The organism is Streptomyces sp. NPDC050509 (assembly GCF_044457965.1).
Classification (GTDB): Bacteria; Actinomycetota; Actinomycetes; order Streptomycetales; family Streptomycetaceae; genus Streptomyces.
The window spans coordinates 1-23,434 of the sequence record NZ_JBITHL010000016.1; the positions used below are offsets into that span (position 1 = coordinate 1).

At 70.1% G+C, this 23,434-nt stretch carries 24 protein-coding genes, 5 tRNA genes and 1 pseudogene; 19 read left to right on the forward strand and 11 right to left on the reverse strand.

Annotation, left to right across the window (positions count from 1 at the left end; genetic code table 11):
* From ACIBJC_RS34005 to ACIBJC_RS34020, 4 genes and pseudogenes are all read right to left on the reverse strand, one after another.
* Positions 1–191 (reverse strand): annotated as a pseudogene (locus ACIBJC_RS34005) (ATP/GTP-binding protein); the annotation flags it as partial.
* Positions 172–579 (reverse strand): DUF742 domain-containing protein, encoded by a 408-nt coding sequence (locus ACIBJC_RS34010; RefSeq protein WP_319683976.1) that lies wholly within the window; start codon positions 577–579, stop codon positions 172–174. The pseudogene ACIBJC_RS34005 and the gene ACIBJC_RS34010, both read right to left, overlap by 20 nt.
* A 106-nt stretch (positions 580–685) precedes the next feature.
* Entirely contained in the window at positions 686–1,099 is a 414-nt protein-coding gene (locus ACIBJC_RS34015) for a roadblock/LC7 domain-containing protein (protein ID WP_030351794.1), read from the reverse strand.
* Positions 1,100–1,108: 9 nt separating this feature from the next.
* Positions 1,109–5,206: a nitrate- and nitrite sensing domain-containing protein gene (locus ACIBJC_RS34020; protein WP_399299229.1), complete on the reverse strand. Its 4,098-nt coding sequence runs from the start codon at positions 5,204–5,206 to the stop codon at positions 1,109–1,111.
* 577 nt (positions 5,207–5,783) lie between these two features.
* On the opposite strand from ACIBJC_RS34020, the gene ACIBJC_RS34025 reads away from it, so the two are divergent.
* From ACIBJC_RS34025 to gltX, 3 genes are all read left to right on the forward strand, one after another.
* Complete coding sequence (locus tag ACIBJC_RS34025; RefSeq protein ID WP_399299231.1) at positions 5,784–6,002, forward strand: hypothetical protein; 219 nt, start codon at positions 5,784–5,786, stop codon at positions 6,000–6,002.
* 210 nt (positions 6,003–6,212) lie between these two features.
* Positions 6,213–6,998, forward strand: coding sequence for a fumarylacetoacetate hydrolase family protein (locus ACIBJC_RS34030; protein ID WP_329823078.1), 786 nt, complete (start codon positions 6,213–6,215; stop codon positions 6,996–6,998).
* On the forward strand, positions 6,991–8,463 hold the full coding sequence (gene gltX / locus ACIBJC_RS34035) for a glutamate--tRNA ligase (RefSeq protein ID WP_399299233.1): 1,473 nt from the start codon (positions 6,991–6,993) through the stop codon (positions 8,461–8,463). Before ACIBJC_RS34030 ends, gltX begins: the two co-directional genes overlap by 8 nt.
* Before the next feature lie 88 nt (positions 8,464–8,551).
* Here gltX and ACIBJC_RS34040 read toward each other — a convergent pair whose 3' ends face one another.
* The gene (locus ACIBJC_RS34040) at positions 8,552–8,866 is read right to left on the reverse strand and encodes a hypothetical protein (protein WP_399299235.1); all 315 of its coding nucleotides are present in this window, start codon (positions 8,864–8,866) and stop codon (positions 8,552–8,554) included.
* A 135-nt stretch (positions 8,867–9,001) separates the two neighbouring features.
* Between ACIBJC_RS34040 and ACIBJC_RS34045 the strand changes: the two genes are divergently transcribed.
* From ACIBJC_RS34045 to ACIBJC_RS34080, 8 genes are all read left to right on the forward strand, one after another.
* A complete protein-coding gene (locus ACIBJC_RS34045) occupies positions 9,002–9,853 on the forward strand; it encodes a helix-turn-helix domain-containing protein (protein WP_399299237.1) in 852 nt (283 codons plus the stop codon).
* Positions 9,854–9,865: 12 nt separating this feature from the next.
* Positions 9,866–10,063, forward strand: a complete 198-nt coding sequence (locus tag ACIBJC_RS34050; RefSeq protein WP_399299239.1) for a DUF397 domain-containing protein — start codon at positions 9,866–9,868, stop codon at positions 10,061–10,063.
* 1,074 nt (positions 10,064–11,137) lie between these two features.
* Positions 11,138–11,857 carry an HAD family hydrolase gene (locus tag ACIBJC_RS34055; protein WP_399299241.1) on the forward strand — a complete coding sequence of 240 codons (720 nt, stop codon included), beginning with the start codon at positions 11,138–11,140 and terminating at the stop codon, positions 11,855–11,857.
* Between the two features lie 88 nt (positions 11,858–11,945).
* Positions 11,946–12,017, forward strand: a tRNA-Gln gene (locus ACIBJC_RS34060).
* Between the two features lie 20 nt (positions 12,018–12,037).
* Positions 12,038–12,110 (forward strand) — tRNA-Glu (locus tag ACIBJC_RS34065).
* 61 nt (positions 12,111–12,171) lie between these two features.
* Positions 12,172–12,244, forward strand: a tRNA-Glu gene (locus ACIBJC_RS34070).
* Positions 12,245–12,264: 20 nt separating this feature from the next.
* Positions 12,265–12,336: transfer RNA gene (locus ACIBJC_RS34075), tRNA-Gln, on the forward strand.
* A gap of 16 nt (positions 12,337–12,352) precedes the next feature.
* Positions 12,353–12,428, forward strand: a tRNA-Glu gene (locus ACIBJC_RS34080).
* A gap of 74 nt (positions 12,429–12,502) precedes the next feature.
* Here ACIBJC_RS34080 and ACIBJC_RS34085 read toward each other — a convergent pair.
* On the reverse strand, positions 12,503–13,198 hold the full coding sequence (locus tag ACIBJC_RS34085; protein ID WP_399299243.1) for a MerR family transcriptional regulator: 696 nt from the start codon (positions 13,196–13,198) through the stop codon (positions 12,503–12,505).
* A 109-nt stretch (positions 13,199–13,307) separates the two neighbouring features.
* Here ACIBJC_RS34085 and ACIBJC_RS34090 point away from each other — a divergent pair, with 109 nt between their 5' ends.
* Complete coding sequence (locus ACIBJC_RS34090; RefSeq protein WP_399299483.1) at positions 13,308–13,805, forward strand: DUF4188 domain-containing protein; 498 nt, start codon at positions 13,308–13,310, stop codon at positions 13,803–13,805.
* A gap of 147 nt (positions 13,806–13,952) precedes the next feature.
* On the opposite strand, the gene ndgR is transcribed toward ACIBJC_RS34090, so the two are convergent.
* Complete coding sequence (gene ndgR, locus ACIBJC_RS34095; RefSeq protein WP_329823068.1) at positions 13,953–14,669, reverse strand: IclR family transcriptional regulator NdgR; 717 nt, start codon at positions 14,667–14,669, stop codon at positions 13,953–13,955.
* 209 nt (positions 14,670–14,878) lie between these two features.
* Here ndgR and leuC point away from each other — a divergent pair, with 209 nt between their 5' ends.
* The 4 genes from leuC (at position 14,879) to ACIBJC_RS34115 (ending at position 18,062) form a co-directional block, all read left to right on the forward strand.
* Positions 14,879–16,318 carry a 3-isopropylmalate dehydratase large subunit gene (gene leuC / locus ACIBJC_RS34100; protein WP_399299245.1) on the forward strand — a complete coding sequence of 480 codons (1,440 nt, stop codon included), beginning with the start codon at positions 14,879–14,881 and terminating at the stop codon, positions 16,316–16,318.
* Positions 16,319–16,320: 2 nt separating this feature from the next.
* Entirely contained in the window at positions 16,321–16,929 is a 609-nt protein-coding gene (gene leuD, locus ACIBJC_RS34105) for a 3-isopropylmalate dehydratase small subunit (protein WP_399299247.1), read from the forward strand.
* 104 nt (positions 16,930–17,033) lie between these two features.
* Positions 17,034–17,261 carry a hypothetical protein gene (locus ACIBJC_RS34110; protein ID WP_329823065.1) on the forward strand — a complete coding sequence of 76 codons (228 nt, stop codon included), beginning with the start codon at positions 17,034–17,036 and terminating at the stop codon, positions 17,259–17,261.
* A 144-nt stretch (positions 17,262–17,405) separates the two neighbouring features.
* On the forward strand, positions 17,406–18,062 hold the full coding sequence (locus ACIBJC_RS34115; protein WP_329823064.1) for an HU family DNA-binding protein: 657 nt from the start codon (positions 17,406–17,408) through the stop codon (positions 18,060–18,062).
* 213 nt (positions 18,063–18,275) lie between these two features.
* On the opposite strand, the gene ACIBJC_RS34120 is transcribed toward ACIBJC_RS34115, so the two are convergent.
* The gene (locus ACIBJC_RS34120) at positions 18,276–18,485 is read right to left on the reverse strand and encodes a hypothetical protein (protein WP_399299250.1); all 210 of its coding nucleotides are present in this window, start codon (positions 18,483–18,485) and stop codon (positions 18,276–18,278) included.
* 31 nt (positions 18,486–18,516) lie between these two features.
* On the reverse strand, positions 18,517–19,260 hold the full coding sequence (cofC, locus tag ACIBJC_RS34125; protein ID WP_399299485.1) for a 2-phospho-L-lactate guanylyltransferase: 744 nt from the start codon (positions 19,258–19,260) through the stop codon (positions 18,517–18,519).
* Between the two features lie 204 nt (positions 19,261–19,464).
* Between cofC and ACIBJC_RS34130 the strand changes: the two genes are divergently transcribed.
* From ACIBJC_RS34130 to ACIBJC_RS34140, 3 genes are read left to right on the forward strand one after another with little or no spacing between them, the layout of a single operon-like run.
* The gene (locus ACIBJC_RS34130) at positions 19,465–20,211 is read left to right on the forward strand and encodes a lysophospholipid acyltransferase family protein (protein WP_399299252.1); all 747 of its coding nucleotides are present in this window, start codon (positions 19,465–19,467) and stop codon (positions 20,209–20,211) included.
* Entirely contained in the window at positions 20,208–21,209 is a 1,002-nt protein-coding gene (locus ACIBJC_RS34135) for an NAD(P)H-dependent glycerol-3-phosphate dehydrogenase (protein ID WP_329823060.1), read from the forward strand. Before ACIBJC_RS34130 ends, ACIBJC_RS34135 begins: the two co-directional genes overlap by 4 nt.
* Positions 21,210–21,243: 34 nt before the next feature.
* The gene (locus tag ACIBJC_RS34140; RefSeq protein ID WP_399299254.1) at positions 21,244–22,455 is read left to right on the forward strand and encodes a D-alanine--D-alanine ligase family protein; all 1,212 of its coding nucleotides are present in this window, start codon (positions 21,244–21,246) and stop codon (positions 22,453–22,455) included.
* 92 nt (positions 22,456–22,547) lie between these two features.
* On the opposite strand, the gene ACIBJC_RS34145 is transcribed toward ACIBJC_RS34140, so the two are convergent.
* Positions 22,548–23,042, reverse strand: coding sequence for a DUF3515 domain-containing protein (locus tag ACIBJC_RS34145; RefSeq protein ID WP_399299488.1), 495 nt, complete (start codon positions 23,040–23,042; stop codon positions 22,548–22,550).
* A 27-nt stretch (positions 23,043–23,069) separates the two neighbouring features.
* Positions 23,070–23,303, reverse strand: a complete 234-nt coding sequence (locus tag ACIBJC_RS34150) for an Lrp/AsnC ligand binding domain-containing protein (RefSeq protein WP_329823058.1) — start codon at positions 23,301–23,303, stop codon at positions 23,070–23,072.
* Between the last annotated feature and the right edge of the window lie 131 nt (positions 23,304–23,434).

Genomic DNA, 23,434 nt, shown 5'->3' on the forward strand with positions numbered 1-23,434 from the left:
TTGTCTCCGGTGTGGGTGAGGTCGTCGATGCCGGCGGAGGCGCTGGTCATGACGGCTTCGGTACGCAGCGGGTTGATCTCCGAGACGGCGCCTACAAACGTGGTCTTGCCCACGCCGAAGCCGCCCGCCACCACGATCTTCGCGCTGGTGGTTGAGCGGGCCGCACCGCCGCTAGAGCTTGCGAAGTCCACTGAGCACCCTTTCGAGCAGTGTCACATCCGGCGTGCCGCCGGCCTCTCCGTTGCCCGGCTGGTGGATGGCCACCATGCCGGCCTCCGCCAGGTCGGCCACCAGGATGCGGGCGACGCCGAGCGGCATGGTCAGCAGCGCCGACACCTCCGCCACCGACTTGACCTCGCGGCACAGGTGGCAGATCCGCTGGTGCTCGGGGAGCAGGGTGGCGAGATGGGCCGGGTCTGCGGTCGTACTGACCAGCGCCTCGATGGCGAGCTGGTACCGCGGCCGGGTCCGGCCGCCGGTCATGGCGTACGGACGTACCAGCGGCTGATCGCCCTCAGGACCGTACGAGGCGTCGACAGAGACGCCGTACGGATCGTGAGAAGCGGGTGGCGGGGTCATGAATCCTCCGGGCGTGACAGCAAGATGTCTGCGTGCCGTCTGACTTGGCCGGTGGGGGGCCGGTTGGGCGGCCTGACGGTATGGAGCTGGGGAGTTCCTGGAAGCCTCAGTGCAGCAGACTTCCCTGGAGCTCGGCGCGCAGGTCCGGCGTGAGGACCGTACCGGCGCGATCGACCAGGAGGGCCATTTCGTACCCCACCAGACCGATGTCGCACTCGGGGTGGGCGAGCACGGCCAGGGAAGAACCGTCGGAGACGGACATGAGGAAGAGGAAGCCACGCTCCATCTCCACCACGGTCTGGTTGACCGGGCCGCCTTCGAAAATCCGGGACGCCCCCGCGGTCAGCGAGGTCAGACCGGATGCCACGGCCGCGAGCTGATCGGCGCGGTCGCGGGGGAAGCCCTCGGACATGGCCAGCAGAAGTCCGTCTGCGGAGACCACCACGGTGTGGGACACCCCAGGGGTGTTGTCCACGAAATTGGTGATCAACCAGTTCAGATTCTGCGCAGCCTGACTCATCGGACTCAACTAACGCTCCTGCTGGTGAGAGGTGCCGAGGTTGAATCCGTTGCTCGCCGGGCCGGTGTTGCCCGCCTGACGACCTTGCTGGATGCCCCGACGGAGATTGGTCAGCCGGCCGCGCACATCAGCGGGCGCACGGGAGACCTGCGGACCGGCCTGGGTGGTCTGTTCCTGCGCGGTACCGGGCACCAGATTGGCGCGCGGCACCCTGCGGGGCAGACCGGAGGTGGTGATGCCGCCGGCCTGGGGCTTTTTGACCCGCTCGGCCTGGCGTACCAGCTCGTCGTTGGGAGAAGTGCGCCAGGAGGAGTTGGCGCCCACGCCGCCCGCGGCCGAACCGTGAGCGTCCGAACCGTTGCCGCTGGAGAAGTTGAAGCCGGCGCCGTTCGTTCCGGAGCCCTGGGTCTGCTGATGGAGCTGACCGAGCCCCGGCCGCCGGCCCTGGCCAGGACCCTGCGCGTCCGATCCGTTGGCGCCCGGCCTGGTGAAGCCGGAGCCGTTGGTGTCGAAGCCGTTCGTGTCGTAGCCGGAGCCGTTGGTGTCGTAGCCGTTGGCGCCCGTGTCGTTCGCGCCGGAGCCGTTGGTTCCGGCGCTGTTCGTCCCGAGGCTGTTGGATCCGAGGCCGTTCGTCCCGGAGCCGTTGGTGGGCTCGCGGCGCGGCATCGGCGGCGTCGGCGGCTGCTGCGGGGACAGGTTCTCCTGGCGCTCCGCGTCCGGGGTGGAGGCCGGCCGGCCCTCGTCCGCCGCGCCGCCCTGCTGTCCGCCGCCCTGGGTGGCGTGGAACCAGTTGGTCTCCAGGGTGTCGTACAGCGGCGTACGGCCGTCACCGGGGCCGGAGGCCGGAGGCAGCGCCTCCGGCTGCGGCTGCGGCGGCAGGCTCGGCTGGCGGTAGCCGCCCTCGGAGCCGGGAGCCGGGGCCGGGGCGGGCGGACGCGGGGCGTTGAAGTCCTGCTGGGCGGAGCCGAAGTCCGACGACGGGCGGAAGCCCGAACCGTCGGTCTGGCCGCCCTGCGCGCCGTACTCCGGGGAGTAGCCGGCCGGGGAGTTGAAGTCAGGACGGGGGAACTGGGCCGTGGCAGCCGGGTCCTGGCCGCCGCCGAGCGGGGCGTTCTGGTCGGGCCGGGGCCCGTCGAAGTCCGGACGCGGGAACTCGGAGGTGGAGCCGGGCCCCTGCCGCTCACCCGTCGGACGGGCGAACCGGCCGCTGGAGTCGTGGTCCTCGTGGCCGCGCGGCGCGTCCAGCGAGGGACGGCCCGACTGCTGGTCGCTGCCCCAACTGGGGACCGGCGGGCTGCTCTGCGGGCGCGGCTGCGGGTTGCCGCCGGGCAGTTCGGCGCGCGGTCCGCCGGGCGGCGGGAGCTGCCGGCCGCGGTCGGGGGCGCCGCCCTGCTGGAAGGCGTTCTGGGCCCGCCCGCTGAAGCCGTTCTGGCCCTGGCCGCCGGGACCGCCCTGGTTGCTCTGGCCGCCCTGGTTGCCGGGGCCGCTCTGGCCGAAGGCGCCGCCGGGCCGGTCCGTACGCTGCTGGCCCTGGCCCTGGCCGGGGCCGCCCTGGTCCGCGCCCTGCGAGGGACCCTGCGACGAGGGGCCGAAGGCGTTCTGGGCGAAGATGTTGGGTTGTCCTGAGCTCTGACCCTGGCCGCCCTGACCCTGGCGCTGCGAGTCCTGGGCACCGCCCTGGTTCCCGTCGCGGGACGGCAGCGCGGCACGCGGCCCCGCACCGGCGCCGACCTGGCCGCGCGGCGCACCCGCGCCGAGCAGACCGCCGGGGGCGGGCGCGCCACCGGGGCCCGCACCGAGCCCGGGACGTCCGCCGCCGGAGCCGCCGGAACCCCCCGGGCCGCCGGGGAGCTGGCCGCCGCCCGCGGGCGCCTGGCCCAGCGGGCCGCCCTGGCCGGGGGCGCCGGGCCTGCCGCCGATGGGGCCCTTCTTGCCGCCGTGGGCGACATCGACGGGCAGCATGACCAGCGCGGTCGTACCACCGGAGTCGGAGGGGCGGAGCTGGATCCTGATGCCGTGGCGCAGCGACAGCCGGCCGACCACGAACAGACCCATGCGGCGCGAGACCGAGACGTCCACGGTGGGCGGCGAGGCCAGCCGCTCGTTGATCGCCGCGAGGTCCTCGGGGGAGAGGCCGATGCCGGTGTCGTGGATCTCCACGAGCACCCGGCCGTCGGGCAGCGCGTGACCGGTGACACGGACCTTCGTCTGCGGCGAGGAGAACGACGTGGCGTTCTCCAGCAGCTCGGCGAGGAGGTGCACGAGGTCGTTGACGACGCGTCCGGCGACCTCACTGGTGGGTACGGAGGACAGCTCGATGCGCTCGTACTGCTCCACCTCGGAGGCGGCGGCACGGAGCACGTCGACCAGCGGAACGGGGCGGGTCCAGCGGCGGCCGGGCTCCTCGCCCGCGAGGACGAGCAGGTTCTCGCCGTTACGGCGCATACGGGTCGCGAGGTGGTCCAGCTTGAACAGCGAGGAGAGCTGGTCCGGGTCGGCCTCGCGGGACTCCAGTTCGGAGATGAGCGAGAGCTGACGCTGGATGAGGCCCTGGCTGCGGCGCGAGAGGTTGGTGAACATCGCGTTGACGTTGCCCCGCAGCAGGGCCTGCTCGGCGGCGAGCCGGACGGCCTCGCGGTGCACGTCGTCGAAGGCCGCGGCGACCTTGCCGATCTCGTCCTTGGAGTGGACACCGACCGACTCGACGGAGGTGTCGACGTCCTGCGGGTCGGAGTCGGAGAGCTGCTTGACCAGCTCGGGCAGCCGGTCCTGGGCGACCCGGGTGGCCGTGTCCTGGAGGCGGCGCAGCGAGCGGATCATGGACCGGGCGACCACGAAGGCGCCGACGAGCGAGACACCGAGGACGACGAGGATCAGCGCGGCGTTGAAGATCGCGTCACGCTGCGACTCGTCGCGCAGGTCGCGGGCCTTGGCCTCCATCTCACCGAGCAGCGTGGCCTCGATGGTCTTCATCGCGTTGATCCGGGTGGACGCCTGGTCGGTCCAGTCCAGATACGAGCGGTTGGGCTGGCTCGCCAGGCCGTCGGCCGTGCTGAGTACCCGGTCCGCGTACTTCTCGGACGACTGGATCTCGGGGTTGCCCTGCCCGTTGAGCGGGGCCATCAGCTCCGCGGCGTCGCCGCCCATCGACTCGTACAGGAAGCTGAAGGAGGTGAGGGCGTTCTTCTCCTTCGACGCCGCGGCCTGACCGTACAGCCGGTCGTTCTCGGTGAGATTGCCCTTGGTCGACGGGTCGGCGGGCAGCGCGGCGGCGATGACCGCCCGCTGGATCGACGCGTACTCCTTGGCGGACGAGAACGCGGCCAGCGCGCGGGTCCGCTTGATCATGTCCGGGTTGTTCGTCGCCTGCGCCATGTCCTGCGAGAGGCTCAGCAGCGAGGTGATCAGTCCGTCGTACGCGTCGACCGTCAGCGAGTCCGAACCCGCGCCGACGTACGCGCCCTTACGGATGGTGCTGATCTGGTTGACCTGGGTGGAGATCTGCCTGACGTTCGAGCGGATGCTCTCCAGCGCCTGGTCGCCGTCGGTACTGCCGATGTCCAGCGTGGCGTCGAGGAAGATCTTCGAGGCCCGGTCGGTCTTCGTACGGCGGTCCTGGACCTTGAAGTCCTTGGCGCTCGCCCCGTTGGTCAGCGGCCCCGCCGACTCGTCGCGCTCCGCCTGGAGCGCCTGGGCGAGCGTGGTCGCCTCTTTGGTCATCTTGGTGAGCAACTGCATGTGTTCGAGCTGCTGTATGTCGTTCAGCGACTCGTTGATCCGCAGTCCGCCCAGCGTGGTGGCGGCGACCACCGGCAGGGTCAGCAGCGCCACGAGGCGGGTGCTGATGCGCCAGTTGCGCAGGGCTATTCGCGACCCGGGGTCGGTCGGTGACTTCGCGTTCGGCGCCGTCTGCGGAGGCGGCGGCGTGGACGGCGCGCCGGAGCCGCTCTGTCCCGGACCGGGGTGTCCGCCCCGGCCGCCGCTCTGGTCGCCCGACGGAGCCGGGCCCTGGTTCTGGGTGTGCTGGGGCGAGGAGCCGCGGTCGGATCCGCCGCGGTGCTCCTGCTCCGCCGCAGCGCTGCCATCCCTCTTGTAACGTCCCTGCACTAGCGTCGCAACCTCTGGACCAGGCGTCCCCCCGCTGAACGGCGGAACGGTGTCGGCGTCGTGGGGCGCGGAAACGCTCCCCATGGTGGTCGTGAGTGACCGGCGCTGCTCCCCTTCCCCACCGCCACTCGGCGCTGCGTTGCGCCCCTGCGCGCCGGCACATCCAAACCCGCGGCGGTGGGGGGAATTCCAGCACAGTGCAGGATCTCCAACAAGGGCGGTGGGCAGGGCTGTGACGTGAATGACACGGAGTGAGCGCCGAGTCACCAGCCGTAGAAAGTGTGGGCGGAGGAAACGGACTTTCACGTACGAGCCATGTACGGGTGGGGGGTGTCCCGGTCCGGATGATCAGCAGCGGAATGCAACGTTCAGTAACGCAATGTCCGTTTCCTTGGTCATCAACTGGCGCCCGGAATGAGGGAAATGCCGGGCGGGTCGTGAGCAAACTCACACGGTGATCGACGATCGATCGCCGCTCCGGTGGGGAATTGGATGTTTAGCCTGACGCTTTACAGGGATGGCTCATCCGACAACCGGCGCATCCGCGCCCGTAGCCCGACAAGGTCTGACACCACAGATGAATCCGCAGAAGACCACGATGATGTTCCGCAACACCGCCAACCCCCGGCGCACCACGCTGGCGCATCTGAAGGACGCCGAGGAACTGGCCCCCGCCGCGCAGCCGGAGCACCCCGTCGCCCTGCCGAACCGTACGGCCAACCCGCGCCGTACGACCCTGATGGTCGCCCCGTCCGCCCCCGCGGACACCGCCGAGGCCGCGCCCGCCACCTCGTAGCGGCCGGGCACGGGGGACCGCCTCGCCCGCTCCGTATCCGTACGCCGCGTTCCGCCCACGTCCGTTAGTACGCGCCACGGGCGCCCGTCGTTCACGCGCCGTTCCCTTCGCGCGGGTGGCTGCCCCCGCCGCGTTAGCCTGGAGCGTCAGTCTTCGGACCTGGGGCGTCAGACTCCGGGCCAGTCAGCAAGTGAAGGGCGAACAGCTTCCGTGCGCATCGCCAGATTCTCCATCGACGGCAATGTCGCCTTCGGCGCGGTCGAGGGCGACGGCAGCGGCGACACCGCCGGCCTCGTCCTCGACATCATCAAGGGCATTCCGTACACCGACTTCGAGCTCTCCGGCACCAAGGTCCCGCTGAGCAAGGTCCGGCTGCTCCCGCCCGTCCTGCCCAACAAGGTGGTGGCCTTCGGCCGCAACTACGCGGAGCACGCGGCAGAGCTCGGCAACGCCGTCCCCGACGCGCCGTTCGCCTTCTTCAAGCCCACCACCTCCGTGATCGGCTCGGGCGACGCGATCGAGTACCCGTCGTTCTCGAACGAGGTGCACTACGAGGCCGAACTGGCCGTCGTCATCGGGCGGATGTGCCGCGAGGTGCCGCGCGAACGCGTCAAGGACGTCATCTTCGGCTACACCTGCGCCAACGACGTCAGCGCGCGCGACATCCAGAAGAGCGAGAAGCAGTGGGCGCGCGCGAAGGGCTTCGACACCTCGTGCCCGCTCGGCCCCTGGGTGGAGACCGAACTCGACCCCTCCGACGTCACCATCCAGTGCACCGTCAACGGGGAACAGCGGCAGCTCGGCCGTACGAGCGACATGATCAACTCCGTTGAGGACCTGATCGTCAACATCAGCGAGGCCATGACGCTCCTCCCCGGTGACGTCGTCCTCACGGGCACCCCCGCCGGGGTCGGCCCCCTCAGCGTCGGCGACGAGGTCGCCGTCACCATCGAAGGCATCGGCACTCTCACCAACAAGGTGATCAAGCGTGGCTAGCGCACCCGTCCGTGTACGTTTCTGTCCCTCCCCGACCGGCAACCCCCACGTGGGCCTGGTCCGTACCGCCCTGTTCAACTGGGCGTTCGCCCGCCACACCGGCGGCACCCTGGTCCTGCGCATCGAGGACACCGACGCGGCGCGCGACTCCGAGGAGTCGTACGTCCAGCTCCTCGACTCGCTGCGCTGGCTCGGGCTCGACTGGGACGAGGGCCCCGAGGTGGGCGGCCCGCACGCGCCGTACCGCCAGTCGCAGCGGATGGACATCTACCGCGACGCCGCGGACAAGCTCCTCGCGGCCGGCCACGCGTACCACTGCTACTGCACGACCGAGGAGCTGGACGCCCGCCGGGAGGCGGCACGCGCGGCGGGCAGGCCCTCGGGGTACGACGGCCACTGCCGCGACCTGAGCGCCGAGCAGAAGGCGGCGTACGAGGCGGAGGGCCGCAGCGCCATCGTCCGCTTCCGGATGCCCGACGAGCCGATCACCTTCACGGACCTGGTCCGCGGCGAGCTGACCTTCACCCCGGAGAACGTCCCGGACTACGGCATCGTCCGCGCCAACGGCGCCCCGCTCTACACGCTCGTCAACCCGATCGACGACGCGCTGATGGAGATCACCCACGTCCTGCGCGGCGAGGACCTGCTCTCCTCCACGCCGCGCCAGGTCGCGCTCTACAAGGCGCTCACGGAACTGGGCATCGCCAAGGGCGTCCCGAGCTTCGGTCACCTTCCGTACGTCATGGGGGAGGGCAACAAGAAGCTCTCCAAGCGCGACCCCCAGGCGTCCCTCAACCTCTACCGCGAACGCGGCTTCCTCCCGGAGGGGCTGCTCAACTACCTCTCACTGCTGGGCTGGTCGCTCTCCGCGGACCGCGACCTCTTCTCCATGGACGAGATGGTCGCCGCGTTCGACATCGCGGACGTCAACGCCAACCCGGCCCGCTTCGACCTGAAGAAGGCCGAGGCGATCAACGCCGACCACATCCGGCAGCTCGACGTGAAGGCGTTCGCGGACGCCTGCGCCCCGTGGCTGAAGGCCCCGTACGCCCCCTGGGCGCCGGAGTCCTTCGACGCGACGGCGTTCGCGGCCCTGGCCCCGCTGGCCCAGACCCGGGTCACGGTCCTCTCGGACATCACCGCCAACGTCGACTTCCTCTTCCTGGACGAGCCGGTCGAGGACGAGGCATCGTGGGCGAAGGCGATGAAGCCGGGCGCGGACGCGCTGCTCACCACGGCCCGCGCGAAGATCGCGGAGTCCGACTGGAACGCGGAGTCCCTGAAGAACGCGGTCCTCGCCGCCGGCGAGGAACACGGCCTGAAGCTCGGCAAGGCCCAGGCCCCGGTCCGCGTCGCCACCACGGGCCGCACGGTCGGCCTCCCGCTCTTCGAGTCCCTGGAACTCCTGGGCCGCGAGCGCACGCTGACCCGCATCGACGCGGCACTGGCGAAGCTGACGGCGTAAGGCAGCAGGCGGTACGCGTACCGCACACGAGGGCCCGGTGGCCCGCCCCGCAGGCAGGGGGCGGCCCACCGGGCCCTCCCGCATACCGTCACGGCCTCGGCGCACCCGCCCATACGACGCTGCCGAGGCTCCCGGGCCTCCGCGAAACCCACGCGGCGGCCCGCTCGGGCGAGGCCAGGGACAACCAGGCGCCCCCGTCAACGCCGGCGACCTGCGTACCCCCGCCGTCCGCGTGGGCGAGGCCCCAGCCGGCGACCCGGGCGTCCAGCTCGCCGTCCTCGCAGGTGTACTCCTCGACGACGGCGAAGAGGCGGGGCGCGGTGTCGTCGACGAGCGCGCGGATCTCCTGGTCGAACCCTTCTGGGCGCTCGGGGCGGGGGAGGGGCGGGGATACGGTGTTCATGTGAAGTCTCCTATCCGTCGCAGCAGTTGGTACGTGGTAGGAATGTAGCCTCTGGGGGATAAAGTTATCCTCGATTTCACGATAGTTTTTTGACTTCACCTGTGTGGGTGACAGCTCGTATGGGGAGGGTGGCCAGTGGCGAGAGACACGCCGCCGACGCTGAGGCAGCGAAGGCTGGGCGCCGAACTGCGCAAGCTGCGCGAGCGGGCCGGACTCAAGTCAACTGCCGCCGCGGCTCAAGTCGGCGTCCAGCAGGCCCGGATGAGCATGATGGAAGCGGGCCGGTACGCGGTCGGCGCCGAACGGGTGCGTGCGATAGCGCATACCTACGCCTGCGACGACGCCGATCTGGTGGAGGCGCTGGCGGGCATGACGGGAGGCCGCGAGCGGGGGTGGTGGGACGAGTACCGTGAGCTGCTCTCTGCACCGCTGATCGAGTGTGCCGAGCTTGAGAATGACGCCACCTCGATGCGGGTGGCGGCCGTCATGAACGTGCCTGGCCTTCTTCAGACGGCCGCCCAGGCCCGCGTCTCTTTCAAGCACAGTGTTCCGTCCCTGCGCGCCCACGAACTTGAGCACCGTACGTCGTTCCGGATGAAGCGACAGGCGGTTCTGTACGGGGATTCGGCGATGCTCTACACGGCGATCGTCCATGAAGCGGCGCTCCGGCTCGGGTTCGCGGGCCCCGAGGTCACGCGCGAGCAACTGCACCATCTGATCGAGATGGGCGAGCACGACAATGTGAGGGTCCTGGTCATCCCCTTCGGTCTCAGCGACTTCCCCGCTGCAGGCCAGCCCGTTACCTATGCAACCGGACCAGTGCCGCAACTCGACACCGTCGTGTTGGACACCGATCATGGCTGTGACTTCCTGGACGGAGAGGCGCAACTCGCTCGGTACTGCACGGTTCTGGATCGCATGGAGAGCTGCGCCCTTCCGCCTGGAAAGTCACGGGACTTCATTCGGCGTGTAGCCAAGAGCATCTGAGGAAGTTTGACCATGCCTACCTACCAATGGCAGAAGTCCTCCTACAGCTCGGAGGGCGCCAATTGCGTCAACGTCGCCGCCGCCCCCGACGGCACCCTCCGTATCCGCGAGAGTGACGATCCGGATGTGCTGCTGTCCCTCGCACCGGGGCAACTGGGCTCGCTTCTGATAGCCATCAAGGATGGTCTGCGAGTTCGGGCCGAGGCGTAACCGGCCCGGCCCGGGTCCAATGGGTGCGGCAGGCCCGCCCCCTCCCTGGTTCGATGATCGCGGCTCCGGGGTGTGCGTCAAGGGCGCTCCTGCGTCGCGTCGGCTTCGCCGATGTCGCTGCGCTCCACCCTTGACCCACACCCCTGCGCCGCTGGAAAAGGCGTGGGGAGGGGGCGGGGGGGGAGGGGTCCCCTGGGAAACACCGATGTTCCTGGGGTCGGTTCCAGGCCGCCGGGTCGGCTCGCCCTGCGGGGCGCGCGGTAGTGGAGTGGGGCGGTGACGCGTCTCGTCAAGCGTCCGCCGACCGGTCGTGCGCTGGGCTTCATGCCCCGCTGGTCACTCGCCGTGGGTGAGGCCGGTGGTGAATGCGGCGTGGAGTGGGGCGACTTGACGCAGCCGGGTGCCTTGATGGAGTCGGGGTGGTGGGGGGCCGGGGCAGGATGCGGTGCCGGGGCAGGGTGCGGTGCTGGGAGGCCGATAGGGCGCTTCCTCACCAAAAAGCATGCCTTATGCCCCAGTTTGCCTGGTCAGTTGGGGGTTGGCTGTCCGTTGTTCCGTGACTGCGCGCAGCCAGCGCACCTATGCGGGACTCTCGGCACACACTTCCCCGTTGGGCACCTCTCCCGTCCCACACGTCACATCCACCCCGACTCCACCCGACCCCTCCCACCCACGGCGGGTGACCAGCGGGGCATGAAGCCCAGCCGTCATCCGGTGGGGAGCCGCTTGACGAAAGCCGGGCCACCCCACTCCACTACCGCGCGCCCCGCAGGGCGAGCCGACCGGCCAGCCTGGAACGGAGCGGGAGTGCAGCCGTGTTTCCCAGGGGACCCCTCCCCCCCCGCCCCCTCCCCACGCCTTTTCCAGCGGTGGAGGGGTGTGGGTCAAGGGTGGAGCGCAGCGACATCGGCGCAGCCGACGCGACGCAGGAGCGCCCTTGACGCACACCCCGGAACCGCGATCATCGGACCAGGGAGGGGGCGGACCGCCCGCCATTACCCACCACCGGCCCACCCCGACAGACCCCGTCCGAACCCGCACTCTCCGCAACCCCCCGCGCGGTACCGTCGCCGTATGGCGATTCGTGCCGTCCTCTGGGACATCGACGACACCCTCTTCGACTACACCACCGCCGACCGCGCCGGCATGCAGCGGCATCTCGCTGCCGAAGGGATGGCCGACCCAGGCGAAACCGTCGATCAGGCTCTCGGGCGGTGGCGGGAGATCACCGATGCCCAGTGGCTGCGCTTCGCCGCCGGGGAGACCGATTTCCTGGGGCAGCGGCGGGACCGGGTGCGGATCTTCGTCGGTGCGGGGCTGAGCGATGCCGAGGCCGACGCGTGGTTCGACCGGTACATCACGCACTACGAGGCCGGCTGGAGCCTGTTCCCCGACAGCCTCGCCGCTCTCGATCTGCTTGCCGCCGACTACCGGCAGGCCGTGCTGTCGAACTCCTCGATCATCAACCAGGACCGGAAGCTGCGCGTCCTGGGCGTACGTGATCACTTCGAGGCCGTGCTCTGCGCCGCCGAGCTGGGGGTCTCCAAGCCTGACGCCGCCGCCTTCCACGCCGCCTGCGACGCGCTCGCGCTGGAGCCGGGCGAGGTGGCGTACGTCGGGAACGAGCCGGACATCGACGCCGGCGGGGCCACGGCCGCCGGGCTCGCCGGGGTGTGGCTGGACCGGGGCGGGCTCGGCGGGCGTCCCGAACTGGTGCGGATCACCGATCTCGGTCAGCTTCCCGCCGTACTGCGCGGGGATACTCGTTTTGGAGCGCTGTCCGCGATCGGGTAATGTTCTTCCTGCGTCGCCCGGGAAAACCGCAAGGTCCGACCGGGAAGCGCACGCCAGACAAGACCCCCGTACGGGGGTTCAGCTTTGGTGGGCTATGGTGTAATTGGCAGCACGACGGTTTCTGGTTCCGTTAGTCTAGGTTCGAGTCCTGGTAGCCCAGCGCAGACTGTAATCTGCAACGCCCCCGTTGTGTAGCGGCCTAGCACGCTGCCCTCTCACGGCAGTAGCGCCGGTTCGAATCCGGTCGGGGGTACAGATCCTTCTCTCCGACGTCTTCGGGTCGCACCTGGATACGTTGATGCAGGATCGCTAGGGCCCCCGTTGTGTAGCGGCCTAGCACGCTGCCCTCTCACGGCAGTAGCGCCGGTTCGAATCCGGTCGGGGGTACTGATTCTCAAGAATCACCATGGGCTATGGTGTAATTGGCAACACGACGGTTTCTGGTTCCGTTGTTCTAGGTTCGAGTCCTGGTAGCCCAGCTTGGCTCAGGGCCATGCCCCCGTTGTGTAGCGGCCTAGCACGCTGCCCTCTCACGGCAGTAGCGCCGGTTCGAATCCGGTCGGGGGTACCACGCAGGAAAGATCGCGATATCGACCCTCCCCTCGGGGAGGGTCTTTTCGTTGCCCCGCGATCAACTGCCCGCGATCAACTGCCCTCGCCGAAGCGCCGGTTGGACTCCTCCGCCTGGGCGAGCCGCCGCAGGCTCAGCAACACCGGTTCGTACAGCACCGTCTTCGCCACGGCCGCCTCGACCTGCCGCGTGCCCGGCTCGTATCGCTCGATCATGTCGATGTCCACGACGCCGAGTTGGTCCGCGCACCGCCCGTACGCGAGCAGGTCCTCCACCGTGGTCGGATACCCGCTCCGTTCCAGCGCCGCGATCGCCCCGACGAGCGTCCGGAACGCGGGGGATTCGCCCCGCGCCGCGCTGCCGAAGCCCCAGCCCAGCCGTACCAGCAACTCCGTCGCCTGCTGCTCGGCCGCCTCCACCGTGGCATCCGGTACGGGGGCCTCCGTGCCCGGGGCCGCTGCGTCCGGCGCCGTACCGGGGGCCGTGGAGGGGAAGGCGTCCGGGAGCGACCAGACCGCCGCGCCGATCCGGCTGTGGTGGTCCAGCGACTCGTCCTCCACCGCCACCAGGACCTCCCGCGCCGTGGCCACCGGCATCCGTCCCACCTGGATCAACGCCCGCACCAGCCGCAGCCGGCGCAGGTGTTCCTCGTCGTACGCGGCCTGCGTGGCGTTGATCCGGCGGCCCGGCCGGAGCAGCCCCTCGCGCAGGTAGTACTTGATCGTGGCGGTGGGGACCCCACTGCGTTCGCTCAGCTCCGCCATGCGCATCCCGGTTGCACCTTTCCTTGAATAGTGCCACTATCCAATCATGGATAGCGACACTATCCAATCCGTGGAGGCCGCCCGGGAGGGCGGGAGCAGGGGAGATGAGGGCGTCATGGGTACGAAGGTGATCGAAGGCCGGATGACCGCGGCGGCGGAGCGGGAGGTGGTCGTCTTCATGATCGGGATGCGGATCAACAAGTTCCGCTCCCCGCGCGACTGGTGGCCCGTGGCCAAGGCCATGCCGCGGATGCTGAAGGAGCTGTCCCGGGACGCGTCCAGCGGGTTGATAGGGTCCCGGATCCTTCTGGGCGGGCCGCGACTGGTCTACCTCGTCCAGTACTGGGAGTCCGAGGAGAAGCTGCTGGCGTACGCGGCGGCGCCGGACAACGAGCACCGTCCCGCCTGGGCGGCGTTCAACCGCAGGGCGCGCGAGGGCGGCGACGGGGTCGGGTTCTGGCATGAGACCTATCTGGTCCCGGCCGGTTCGTACGAGTCCGTCTACGTCAACATGCCGGAGTTCGGCCTCGGTGCGGCGACCGGGGTGATTCCGGTCGGCAGGCGCGGTGAGCGCGCGGCGGACCGGCTGGCCGCGCGGAGCCCGGCCGTGTAAGGCGGGGGCCTCGCCTCGTCGGAGAAGTCGGAGAAGAAGGCGGGTCCGGGCGGGGGGCCGGGGAAGGCCGGGGCGGGCCGCTGCGGCGCTGGAGCGGCCTGCTGGGTTTCGGGGAACGCCGCTGAGCTCGGGGAACGCCCGGCGAGGTCAGCTCGCGCGGCGCAGGGCCTCGCTCAGCCGTCCCGCCGCGTCGATCACGGCCTGGGCGTGCATCCGGCCCGGGTGGCGCGTCAGGCGTTCGATCGGTCCGGATACCGAGACGGCCGCGACCACCCGGTTCGAGGGGCCCCGTACCGGCGCCGAGACCGAGGCCACGCCCGGCTCGCGCTCGCCGATCGACTGGGCCCAGCCCCTGCGCCGGACGCCCGAGAGCGCCGTCGCCGTGAAGCGCGCCCCCTGAAGGCCGCGGTGCAGCCGCTCCGGCTCCTCCCAGGCCATCAGGATCTGGGCCGAGGAGCCTGCCTTCATGGTCAGGGTCGAGCCGACCGGGACCGTGTCCCGCAGCCCCGAGAGCCGCTCCGCCGCCGCCACACATATCCGCATGTCGCCCTGGCGGCGGTAGAGCTGCGCGCTCTCGCCGGTCAGGTCGCGCAGATGCGTGAGGACCGGTCCCGCCGTCGCCAGCAGGCGGTCCTCGCCCGCCGCCGCGGCCAGCTCGGCCAGCCGGGGGCCGAGAATGAACCGGCCCTGCATGTCCCTCGCCACCAGCCGGTGGTGTTCCAGTGCCACAGCCAGCCGGTGTGCCGTGGGTCGTGCGAGCCCGGTCGCCGCGACCAGCCCGGCGAGGGTGGCCGGACCGGACTCCAGGGCGCTCAATACCAGAGCCGCCTTGTCGAGAACGCCGACGCCGCTAGAGTTGTCCATGAAACGATACTCGCGTCTCACTCTGTGAAACGCAAGTTCAATTTTCCGGGGAAGTTGCCAACCTGTAGGTACGGGCCCGCGGAATCGGGCCCGCGGGAGACGGGCCCATGACCAAGGGTCCCCCGCCGACGTCCGGTGCGTGGGGTACGGACGTAGGCCCACATATCTCTAGGAGAGCCGGCCACGAGAGGCCGGCCGGAGGGAACGCGATGGGTAGGACACTCGCGGAGAAGGTCTGGGACGACCATGTCGTCCGGCGCGCGGAGGGCGAGCCCGACCTTCTCTTCATCGATCTGCACCTGCTGCACGAGGTGACCAGCCCCCAGGCGTTCGACGGCCTCCGCCAGAACGGCCGGCAGGTCCGGCGGCTCGACCTCACCATCGCGACCGAGGACCACAACACCCCGACCCTCGACATCGACAAGCCCATCGCGGACCCCGTCTCCCGCGTCCAGTTGGAGACCCTGCGCAAGAACTGCGCCGACTTCGGTGTACGGCTGCACCCGCTCGGCGATGTCGAGCAGGGCGTCGTCCACGTCGTGGGCCCCCAGCTCGGACTGACCCAGCCCGGCACCACGGTGGTCTGCGGCGACAGCCACACCTCCACCCACGGCGCCTTCGGCGCGCTCGCGTTCGGCATCGGCACCAGCCAGGTCGAGCACGTCCTCGCCACCCAGACGCTGCCGCTGGCCCGCCCCAAGACCATGGCGATCACGGTCGAGGGCGACCTGCCCGCCGACGTCACCGCCAAGGACCTGATCCTCGCGATCATCGCGAAGATCGGCACCGGCGGCGGCCAGGGCTACATCCTCGAATACCGGGGTTCCGCCATCGAGAGCCTGTCGATGGAGTCCCGGATGACCATCTGCAACATGTCGATCGAGGCCGGTGCCAGGGCGGGCATGATCGCCCCCGACGCGACCACCTTCGACTACCTCAAGGGCCGCGACCACGCCCCCGAGGGCGCCGACTGGGACGCGGCCGTCGCGTACTGGGAGACGCTGCGCACCGATGACGACGCGGTCTTCGACGCCGAGGTCTTCATCAAGGCCGAGGAACTGGCCCCGTTCGTCACCTGGGGCACCAACCCGGGCCAGGGCCTGCCGCTCTCCGCGCACGTCCCCGACCCGGCTTCGTACGAGGACGCTTCGGAGCGCCTCGCCGCCGAAAAGGCCCTGGAGTACATGGGGTTGACCGCCGGGCAGGCGCTGCGCGACATCAAGGTCGACACCGTCTTCGTAGGCTCCTGCACCAACGGCCGCATCGAGGACCTGCGCTCGGCCGCCACCCTGCTGGAGGGCCGCAAAGTCGCCGACGGCGTACGGATGCTGGTCGTCCCCGGGTCGGTACGCGTCGCGCTCCAGGCCGTCGCCGAGGGCCTGGACAAGGTGTTCACCGCCGCCGGCGCCGAATGGCGGCACGCGGGCTGCTCGATGTGCCTGGGCATGAACCCCGACCAACTCGCGCCCGGCGAGCGTTCCGCGTCGACGTCCAACCGCAACTTCGAGGGCAGGCAGGGCAAGGGCGGCCGTACCCATCTCGTCTCTCCCCAGGTCGCCGCCGCCACCGCCGTACTGGGCCATCTGGCCTCGCCCGCCGATCTGTCCGACGCCGGTGCCGACGACCGTACGCCCGCTGGAGCGCGATAACCATGGAAGCCTTCACCACCCACACCGGTCCCGCCGTTCCGCTGCGCCGCAGCAACGTCGACACCGACCAGATCATCCCCGCCCACTGGCTCAAGAAGGTCACCAGGGACGGGTTCGAGGACGGGCTGTTCGAGGCGTGGCGCAAGGACCCGTCCTTCGTCCTCAACCGGCCCGAGTACGCCGGGGCCTCGGTCCTGGTCGCCGGACCCGACTTCGGCACCGGATCGTCCCGGGAACACGCCGTCTGGGCCCTCCAGAACTTCGGTTTCAAGGCCGTCATCTCCTCCCGGTTCGCGGACATCTTCCGCGGCAACTCGCTCAAGAACGGCCTGCTGACCGTCGTTCTGGAGCAGTCCGTCGTGGACGCCCTCTGGGCGATCACCGAGAGCGACCCCACGGCGGAGGTCACGGTCGACCTGGAGCAGCGCCAGGTCCGCGCGACCGCCCCTGACGGAGCAACGCTTGTGGCCGATTTCGAGCTTGACGAGAACGCCCGCTGGCGCTTGCTGAACGGGCTCGACGACATCAGCCTCACCCTTCAGAACGAGTCCGACATCGTCACGTACGAGGCCGCCAGGCCGTCCTTCAAACCGCGCACGATTGCCGCCTGATCAGCGCTTTTCCCCTACTGCACCCCCTGCCTCCAGGTAGGGGGTGCAGTTGCTTGTTGAGCCCCTGTCGGGCGACAACTCGCCCTAGATGGCACAATCGGCGCATGGAACGCGACAACCAACTCAAGCTCTACGGGTTAGTCGCCGAACAACTCAAAGATGCGCACGCAAGGGTGCGTGCACTGCAAGTCCCGGAGGGCGTGCGCCAGGCACTCTCCCGGAAGCTGCTGGTCATCACGGCCGCGGCGAAACACGATCTCCCGGGCGCGGCAAGGCGTCTGGACCGCTTGATGAAGGACCTGGACGAGGGTCGTTTTCCGGAAGGTCTCTGACCCTCCGCGGAACTCCGCCGGGCCGACTTCGTTGCGGCACTAGGGTGATTAGCCCGTTTCGTGTTTGATTTGCGGTATATATCTGCCTAACGTGCGAAAAAGCTTGAACACTTTCGTTCTGGCAATGTCTCCGAAGGGGAAGACGTGAACAAGGCGCAGCTCGTAGAAGCGATTGCGGACAAGGTCGGCGGCCGTCAGCAGGCCGCGGACGCGGTCGACGCGGTACTCGACGCGATCGTCCGCGCGGTGGTCGCCGGTGACCGGGTCTCGGTCACCGGCTTCGGTTCGTTCGAGAAGGTCGACCGTCCGGCGCGTTACGCCCGTAACCCGCAGACGGGCGAGCGCGTACGGGTCAAGAAGACCTCGGTGCCGCGGTTCCGCGCGGGCCAGGGCTTCAAGGACCTCGTGAGCGGCTCGAAGAAGCTCCCGAAGAACGACGTGGCCGTCAAGAAGGCCCCCAAGGGCAGCCTCTCGGGCGGATCTTCCACCCGTACGACCGTGAAGGCCGCGGCCAAGAAGGCCACCGCCAAGAAGGCGGCCACGGCGGCGAAGAAGACCGCGGTCAAGAAGACCACGGCCGCCAAGACCACCACGGCCAAGAAGACCAGCGCGGCGAAGAAGACCGCCAAGAAGACCACGGCCACGGCGAAGAAGACCGCCAAGAAGGCCACGGGCACGGCCAAGAAGGCCACCGCCAAGAAGACCGCGCCGGCCAAGAAGGCGACCGCCAAGAAGGCCCCCGCGCGCAAGGCCACCGCGCGCACCACGACGGCGAAGAAGGCCGTCGCCAGAAAGAAGTAAGCAGGAAGCGGTACAGGGCCGTACGCGCCGGGCCGGGCTCCCCTCGGGGAGCCCGGCCCGCGGCGTTTCCCGGAAGAGCTGGTACGCGTACGCACTACCGTTCCAGGCGGCGTACGGGGCGCTACGGGGCGCTACGGGGCGGCTTCCGGGCCGCTACAAGGGTGCTACAAGGTGGTGCGGCGGGCCTCAGCGGGTCTTCAGCGGGTCTGGAGCTCAGAGGGTCTGGAGGGTGACCAGCGTGATGCGGAGCGACGCGCCCTCGCCCTGGCCCTCGGTCTCGATCCGCACGCGCTGACCCGGTCGGAGCAGTCGCAGCCCGCCGGCGTCGAAGGCCGCCGCGTCGAACTCCACCGGGGTGCCGTCGTCCAGCAGCACACTCCCGCAACGGGTCTCGGAATCGTATGTGTACGAGGTCGCCTGCATAGCCGCAGCGTATCCTCCGGGCCGTCGCGGCTCAGCAGCCCGGCCCCGGCGCCGGAAGCGGGCCGTACGCCTGATGCCCGCCTCGCTCCCCTCGCTCCCCTTGCTCGCCTTTCCCGGTGGTCGCCCCGTACCGAAGAGCCGTACGCGGACCGAGTCCCAGCTCCGCCGCCCGCAGCAGATCCTCGCCCGTATCGACATCCCGCCGTACGGAATCCACCCCGGCCAGAAGTATTTCCACCGCCCCTGTCGACAAATGTCCTCTGCGGGAGGGGCCGCCGAAAGCCGGATTCAATTCCACGCCGGGCCCCGCCGTCAGCAAAGTCGTACCGATTCCCGCGGCGTCCGCGAGAAAAGCGCGCGGAAATGACTCCGCCGCGGTCAGGACCAGGGCGAGTTCCGCCGGGCGGAGCGCCGGGAGATCCGCGTTGAGTACGGCCACCGCCGCCCGGGGCCGCAGGGTCCTGACGGCCCGCGCCCCGTGCGCGAGCGCCGCGTTGAGGCCGTCCGCCGGGGTGTCCGGGACGATGCGCGCGCCCAGCGCGGACAGCTCCGCCGCCGCCGTCGGGTCGTCGGTCACCACCGCCACGTCGCGGACGACGGGGCAGGCCAGGACCGCGGCCACGGTGTCCAGCGCGAACGCGAGGGCGAGCCGCGGGCGCAGGGCGTCGCCCGTCGCGGCGGCGAGCCTGCTCTTCGCGAGCCGGAGCGGTTTGAGCGGGACGACCAGGGACCATGGGGCGGCCGCGTCGGTGTGCGTGGCGAACTCTCCGTCCATCTCCGCGTCCGTTCTCCCGCCCTGCTCGGTGGCCCGTGTACAGCCCATGTGTATCGGCCCTCTATTGTGGCCCGGCACCGTTCCGACCCGCAGGGCCGGTCCCCGGACCGGGGCGTACGGTGTTCTCGACAGAGCAGGGGACCGGGGCCGCACTTGACCCCCGGCAGCCGGGGGCAGGCCCGGCGAGAAGAGGAAGGTGTTCGAGTGTCCCGCCGTAGAATCGGCTTCTGGTACCGCCTGGCGGCGGTCATCGCAAAACCGCCGCTGATCCTTCTCCTCAAGCGGGACTGGCGGGGTACGGAGCACATTCCGGCCGACGGCGGATTCATCACCGCGGTGAACCACAATTCGCATCTCGACCCGTTCGCCTACGCACACTTCCAGTACAACACCGGCCGCGTTCCGCGCTTCCTCGCCAAGGACGGCCTTTTCACCAAGGGGTTCATCGGCGCCGTCATGCGCGGCACCGGACAGATCCCCGTCTACCGCGAGACCAGCGACGCCCTGAGCGCCTTCCGGGCCGCCATCGACGCCGTCGAGCGGGGCGAGTGCGTGGCGTTCTACCCCGAGGGCACCCTCACCCGCGACCCCGACATGTGGCCCATGACCGCCAAGACCGGCGTCGCCCGGGTCGCGATCCAGACCAAGTGCCCGGTCATCCCCGTCGCGCAGTGGGGCGCCAACCTCGTGCTGGCGCCGTACGCCACGAAACCCGACCTGTTCCCACGCAAGACCCACCACATCCTCGTCGGCCCGCCCGTCGACCTCACGCGCTTCTACGACCGGGAGATCGCTCCCGAATTGCTGCGCGAGGCCACCGAGGTCATCATGGCCGCCATCACGGAACTGCTGTCCGAGGTACGCGGCGAGCCGGTGCCCACCGTCTCGTACGACTACCGCAAGGCCAGGGAAGAACAGCGGCGCAAAGCCGCGGAAGAGGGGTCGAAGTGACGCGGGTCGCCGTCTTCGGAGCAGGGTCTTGGGGTACGGCTTTCGCCATGGTCCTCGCCGACGCGGGATGCGACGTGACGATCTGGGGCCGGCGCCCCGAGATCGCCGACGCCATCAACACCACCCGCGCCAACCCCGCCTACCTGCCGGGCTTCGAACTACCCGCGGGCGTACGGGCCACCACCGACCCGGCCGAGGCGGCGCGCGACGCCGAGTTCACCGTGCTCACCGTGCCCTCGCAGACGCTGCGCGGCAACCTCGCGCGGTGGGCGCCCGTACTCCCCTCCGACACGGTCCTCGTCTCCCTGATGAAGGGCGTCGAACTCGGCACCGCCAAGCGGATGAGCGAGGTGATCGAGGAGGTCGCCAAGGCCCCCGCCGAGCGCGTCGCCGTGGTCACCGGACCCAACCTCGCCAAGGAGATCGCGGGCCGGATGCCGGCCGCCGCCGTCGTCGCCTGCGAGGACGAGGGGGTCGCCCAGCGGCTCCAGGCCGCCTGCCACACCCCGTACTTCCGCCCGTACACCAACACCGACGTGGTCGGCTGCGAGCTCGGCGGCGCCGTCAAGAACGTGATCGGCCTCGCCGTCGGCATCGCCGACGGAATGGGCCTCGGCGACAACACCAAGGCGTCCCTGATGACCCGCGGACTCGCCGAGACCACCCGGCTCGGCCTCGCGATGGGCGCCGACCCGCACACCTTCTCCGGACTCGCCGGAATGGGCGATCTCATCGCCACGTGTTCCTCACCGCTCTCCCGGAACCACACCTTCGGCACCAACCTCGGCCGCGGCATGACCCTCCAGGAGACCATCGCGGTCACCAAGCAGACCGCGGAGGGCGTCAAGTCCTGCGAGTCCGTGCTGGATCTGGCCCGGCGCCACGATGTCGACATGCCCATCACCGAAACCGTCGTGGACATCGTGCACAACGGTAAGCCGCCGCTCGTCGCGCTCAAGGAGCTGATGTCGCGCAGCGCCAAGCCCGAGCGGCGCTGACTCGGGCGGTACCAGCAGGTACGCTCGTCGCGATATGAGCAGCGAGAACTCCCCCCGAAGCCCCGAGCGCAGCCTTGGGCACAGCCCGGAGAGCGGCCCCGAGCAGCCGCTCCGCAAGCCGCGCGTGGCCGTCGTCTTCGGCGGCCGCAGCTCCGAGCACGCCATCTCGGTGGTCACGGCCGGCGCCGTACTGCGGTCCATCGACCGTACGAAGTACGACGTTCTCCCGATCGGTATCACCACCGACGGCCGCTGGGCGCTGACCGCCGACGACCCGGAGCGGATGGGTATCGCCGAGCGCTCCCTGCCGAGCGTCGAGCAGATCGCCGAGTCCACGGACGGCTCCGTCGTCCTCTCCGTCGACCCGGGCAGCCGCGAGGTCGTCTACAGCGAACCGGGCGCCGTGCCCAAGGTGCTGGGCGACGTCGACGTGGTCTTCCCGATGCTGCACGGCCCGTACGGGGAGGACGGCACCCTCCAGGGGCTGCTGGAGCTCTCCGGGATCCCGTACGTCGGCGCGGGCGTCCTCGCCTCGGCCGTCGGGCAGGACAAGGAGTACATGAAGCGGGTGTTCACCTCCTTCGGGCTGCCCGTCGGCCCGTACGTGGTGATCCGGCCCCGTGAGTGGGAGCAGACCCCCGACGGCGGGGCGCCCGGCGCCGCCGCCCGCGCGAAGATCGTGGGCTTCGCCGCCGAGCACGGCTGGCCGCTCTTCGTGAAGCCCGCCCGGGGCGGCTCCTCCATGGGCATCACCAAGGTCGACGACCCCTCGGGGCTCGACGAGGCGATCGCCGAGGCCCGTAGCCACGACCCCAAGATCCTGGTGGAGTCGCTGCTGCGCGGGCGCGAGATCGAGTGCGGCGTGCTGGAGTTCGAGGACGGTCCGCGCGCCAGCGTGCCCGCCGAGATCCCGCCCGTCACGGAGCACGACTTCTACGACTTCGAGGCCAAGTACATCGACTCGGCGGCCGGTCTGGTGCCCGCGCCCCTCACGCCCGAGGAGACCGCGGAGGTACAGCGGCTCGCGGTGGCGGCGTTCGAGGCCACCTCCTGCGAGGGACTGGTCCGCGCGGACTTCTTCCTCACCGAGGACGGCGAGTTCGTCATCAACGAGATCAACACGATGCCGGGCTTCACACCCATCTCCATGTACCCGCGCATGTGGCAGGAGAGCGGCGTCAGCTACGAGGCACTGGTCGACCGGCTCATCCAGGCGGCGCTGCGCCGCCCGACCGGCCTGCGCTGAGCGCGCCGGGGAACGTCCGTACCGTACGGCGCGCGTACGGCCCGGTGCGCCCGCCGCACCGGGCCCGGGTCGCTCCCGCGGGCCGGGAGCGTCTACACGCTGGGCGGGACCGTCTTGGCGACGGCCTCGGCCAGCCCCGCGAGCGGGGTGGAGTCATGGGTGAACCGCGTGGTCATCGTGACCTCGACATAGGTCTGGCGGTAGGTCGTGGTGAACCGAGGACCGGAGTCCCGCTCCTCCAGCATCCAGTTGACGCCGTCCGCCTCCACCGCCTGCGCCTGGGGGTTGTCCATCTCCGCGGGCCGGGGGACCCCGCAGCGCAGTACGATCGCGCCGTCCCCCCACCCGGCGGTGAGTTCGGAGCGCGGCTCGGGATCGGCGCGGCCGAGGTCCGCGAGGGTCTTGGGCAGCTCCTTGTCCAGGGCGTGGCAGAGGGCTGCCTCCTCCTTGGAGGGGGTAGGAACCGTGACCGGCGCGTCCGTGGAAGAACAGCCCGCCGCCGCCGTCAGAAGGACGGCGACGGCGGGAAGACGGGCGATCGAACGGCCGGACAGCCTGCGGCTCGGAAGCGGGCGACGGGAACGTATCACCGGCCAAGCGTAGACGGGGGCGGTCTAGAGATGAACGACCGGGCAGGTCAGGGTGCGGGTGATGCCTTCTACTTGCTGGACCTTGGCGACGACCATGCGGCCGAGCTCATCGACGGTGTCCGCCTGAGCCCGCACGATCACGTCGTAAGGACCGGTGACGTCCTCGGCCTGGATCACTCCCGGAATCTTTGCGATGGTCTCGGCGACGGTCGTCGCCTTGCCCACCTCGGTCTGAATAAGGATGTACGCCTGTACCACGGAACCTCCAGGGCGGCCACGAGGATCATGTGGGGGAAAGAGACGCCACGGTATCGCGTCGCCGTGGGCCACGGGGAGACCCGGGCGCCCGGTGGCGCCCGCAGGGTGGCGTCGGCAAGTCCACGTTGACG

Bases quoted from the DNA above. Each gene is read 5' to 3' on its own strand.
- ACIBJC_RS34010 (WP_319683976.1), bottom strand. From the start codon at position 579: ATGACCCCGCCACCCGCTTCTCACGATCCGTACGGCGTCTCTGTCGAC.
- ACIBJC_RS34015 (WP_030351794.1), bottom strand. From the start codon at position 1,099: ATGAGTCAGGCTGCGCAGAATCTGAACTGGTTGATCACCAATTTCGTG.
- ACIBJC_RS34025 (WP_399299231.1), top strand. From the start codon at position 5,784: ATGAATCCGCAGAAGACCACGATGATGTTCCGCAACACCGCCAACCCC.
- ACIBJC_RS34040 (WP_399299235.1), bottom strand. From the start codon at position 8,866: ATGAACACCGTATCCCCGCCCCTCCCCCGCCCCGAGCGCCCAGAAGGG.
- ACIBJC_RS34050 (WP_399299239.1), top strand. From the start codon at position 9,866: ATGCCTACCTACCAATGGCAGAAGTCCTCCTACAGCTCGGAGGGCGCC.
- ACIBJC_RS34055 (WP_399299241.1), top strand. From the start codon at position 11,138: ATGGCGATTCGTGCCGTCCTCTGGGACATCGACGACACCCTCTTCGAC.
- ACIBJC_RS34085 (WP_399299243.1), bottom strand. From the start codon at position 13,198: ATGCGCATGGCGGAGCTGAGCGAACGCAGTGGGGTCCCCACCGCCACG.
- ACIBJC_RS34090 (WP_399299483.1), top strand. From the start codon at position 13,308: ATGGGTACGAAGGTGATCGAAGGCCGGATGACCGCGGCGGCGGAGCGG.
- ndgR (WP_329823068.1), bottom strand. From the start codon at position 14,669: ATGGACAACTCTAGCGGCGTCGGCGTTCTCGACAAGGCGGCTCTGGTA.
- leuC (WP_399299245.1), top strand. From the start codon at position 14,879: ATGGGTAGGACACTCGCGGAGAAGGTCTGGGACGACCATGTCGTCCGG.
- leuD (WP_399299247.1), top strand. From the start codon at position 16,321: ATGGAAGCCTTCACCACCCACACCGGTCCCGCCGTTCCGCTGCGCCGC.
- ACIBJC_RS34110 (WP_329823065.1), top strand. From the start codon at position 17,034: ATGGAACGCGACAACCAACTCAAGCTCTACGGGTTAGTCGCCGAACAA.
- ACIBJC_RS34120 (WP_399299250.1), bottom strand. From the start codon at position 18,485: ATGCAGGCGACCTCGTACACATACGATTCCGAGACCCGTTGCGGGAGT.
- cofC (WP_399299485.1), bottom strand. From the start codon at position 19,260: ATGGACGGAGAGTTCGCCACGCACACCGACGCGGCCGCCCCATGGTCC.
- ACIBJC_RS34140 (WP_399299254.1), top strand. From the start codon at position 21,244: ATGAGCAGCGAGAACTCCCCCCGAAGCCCCGAGCGCAGCCTTGGGCAC.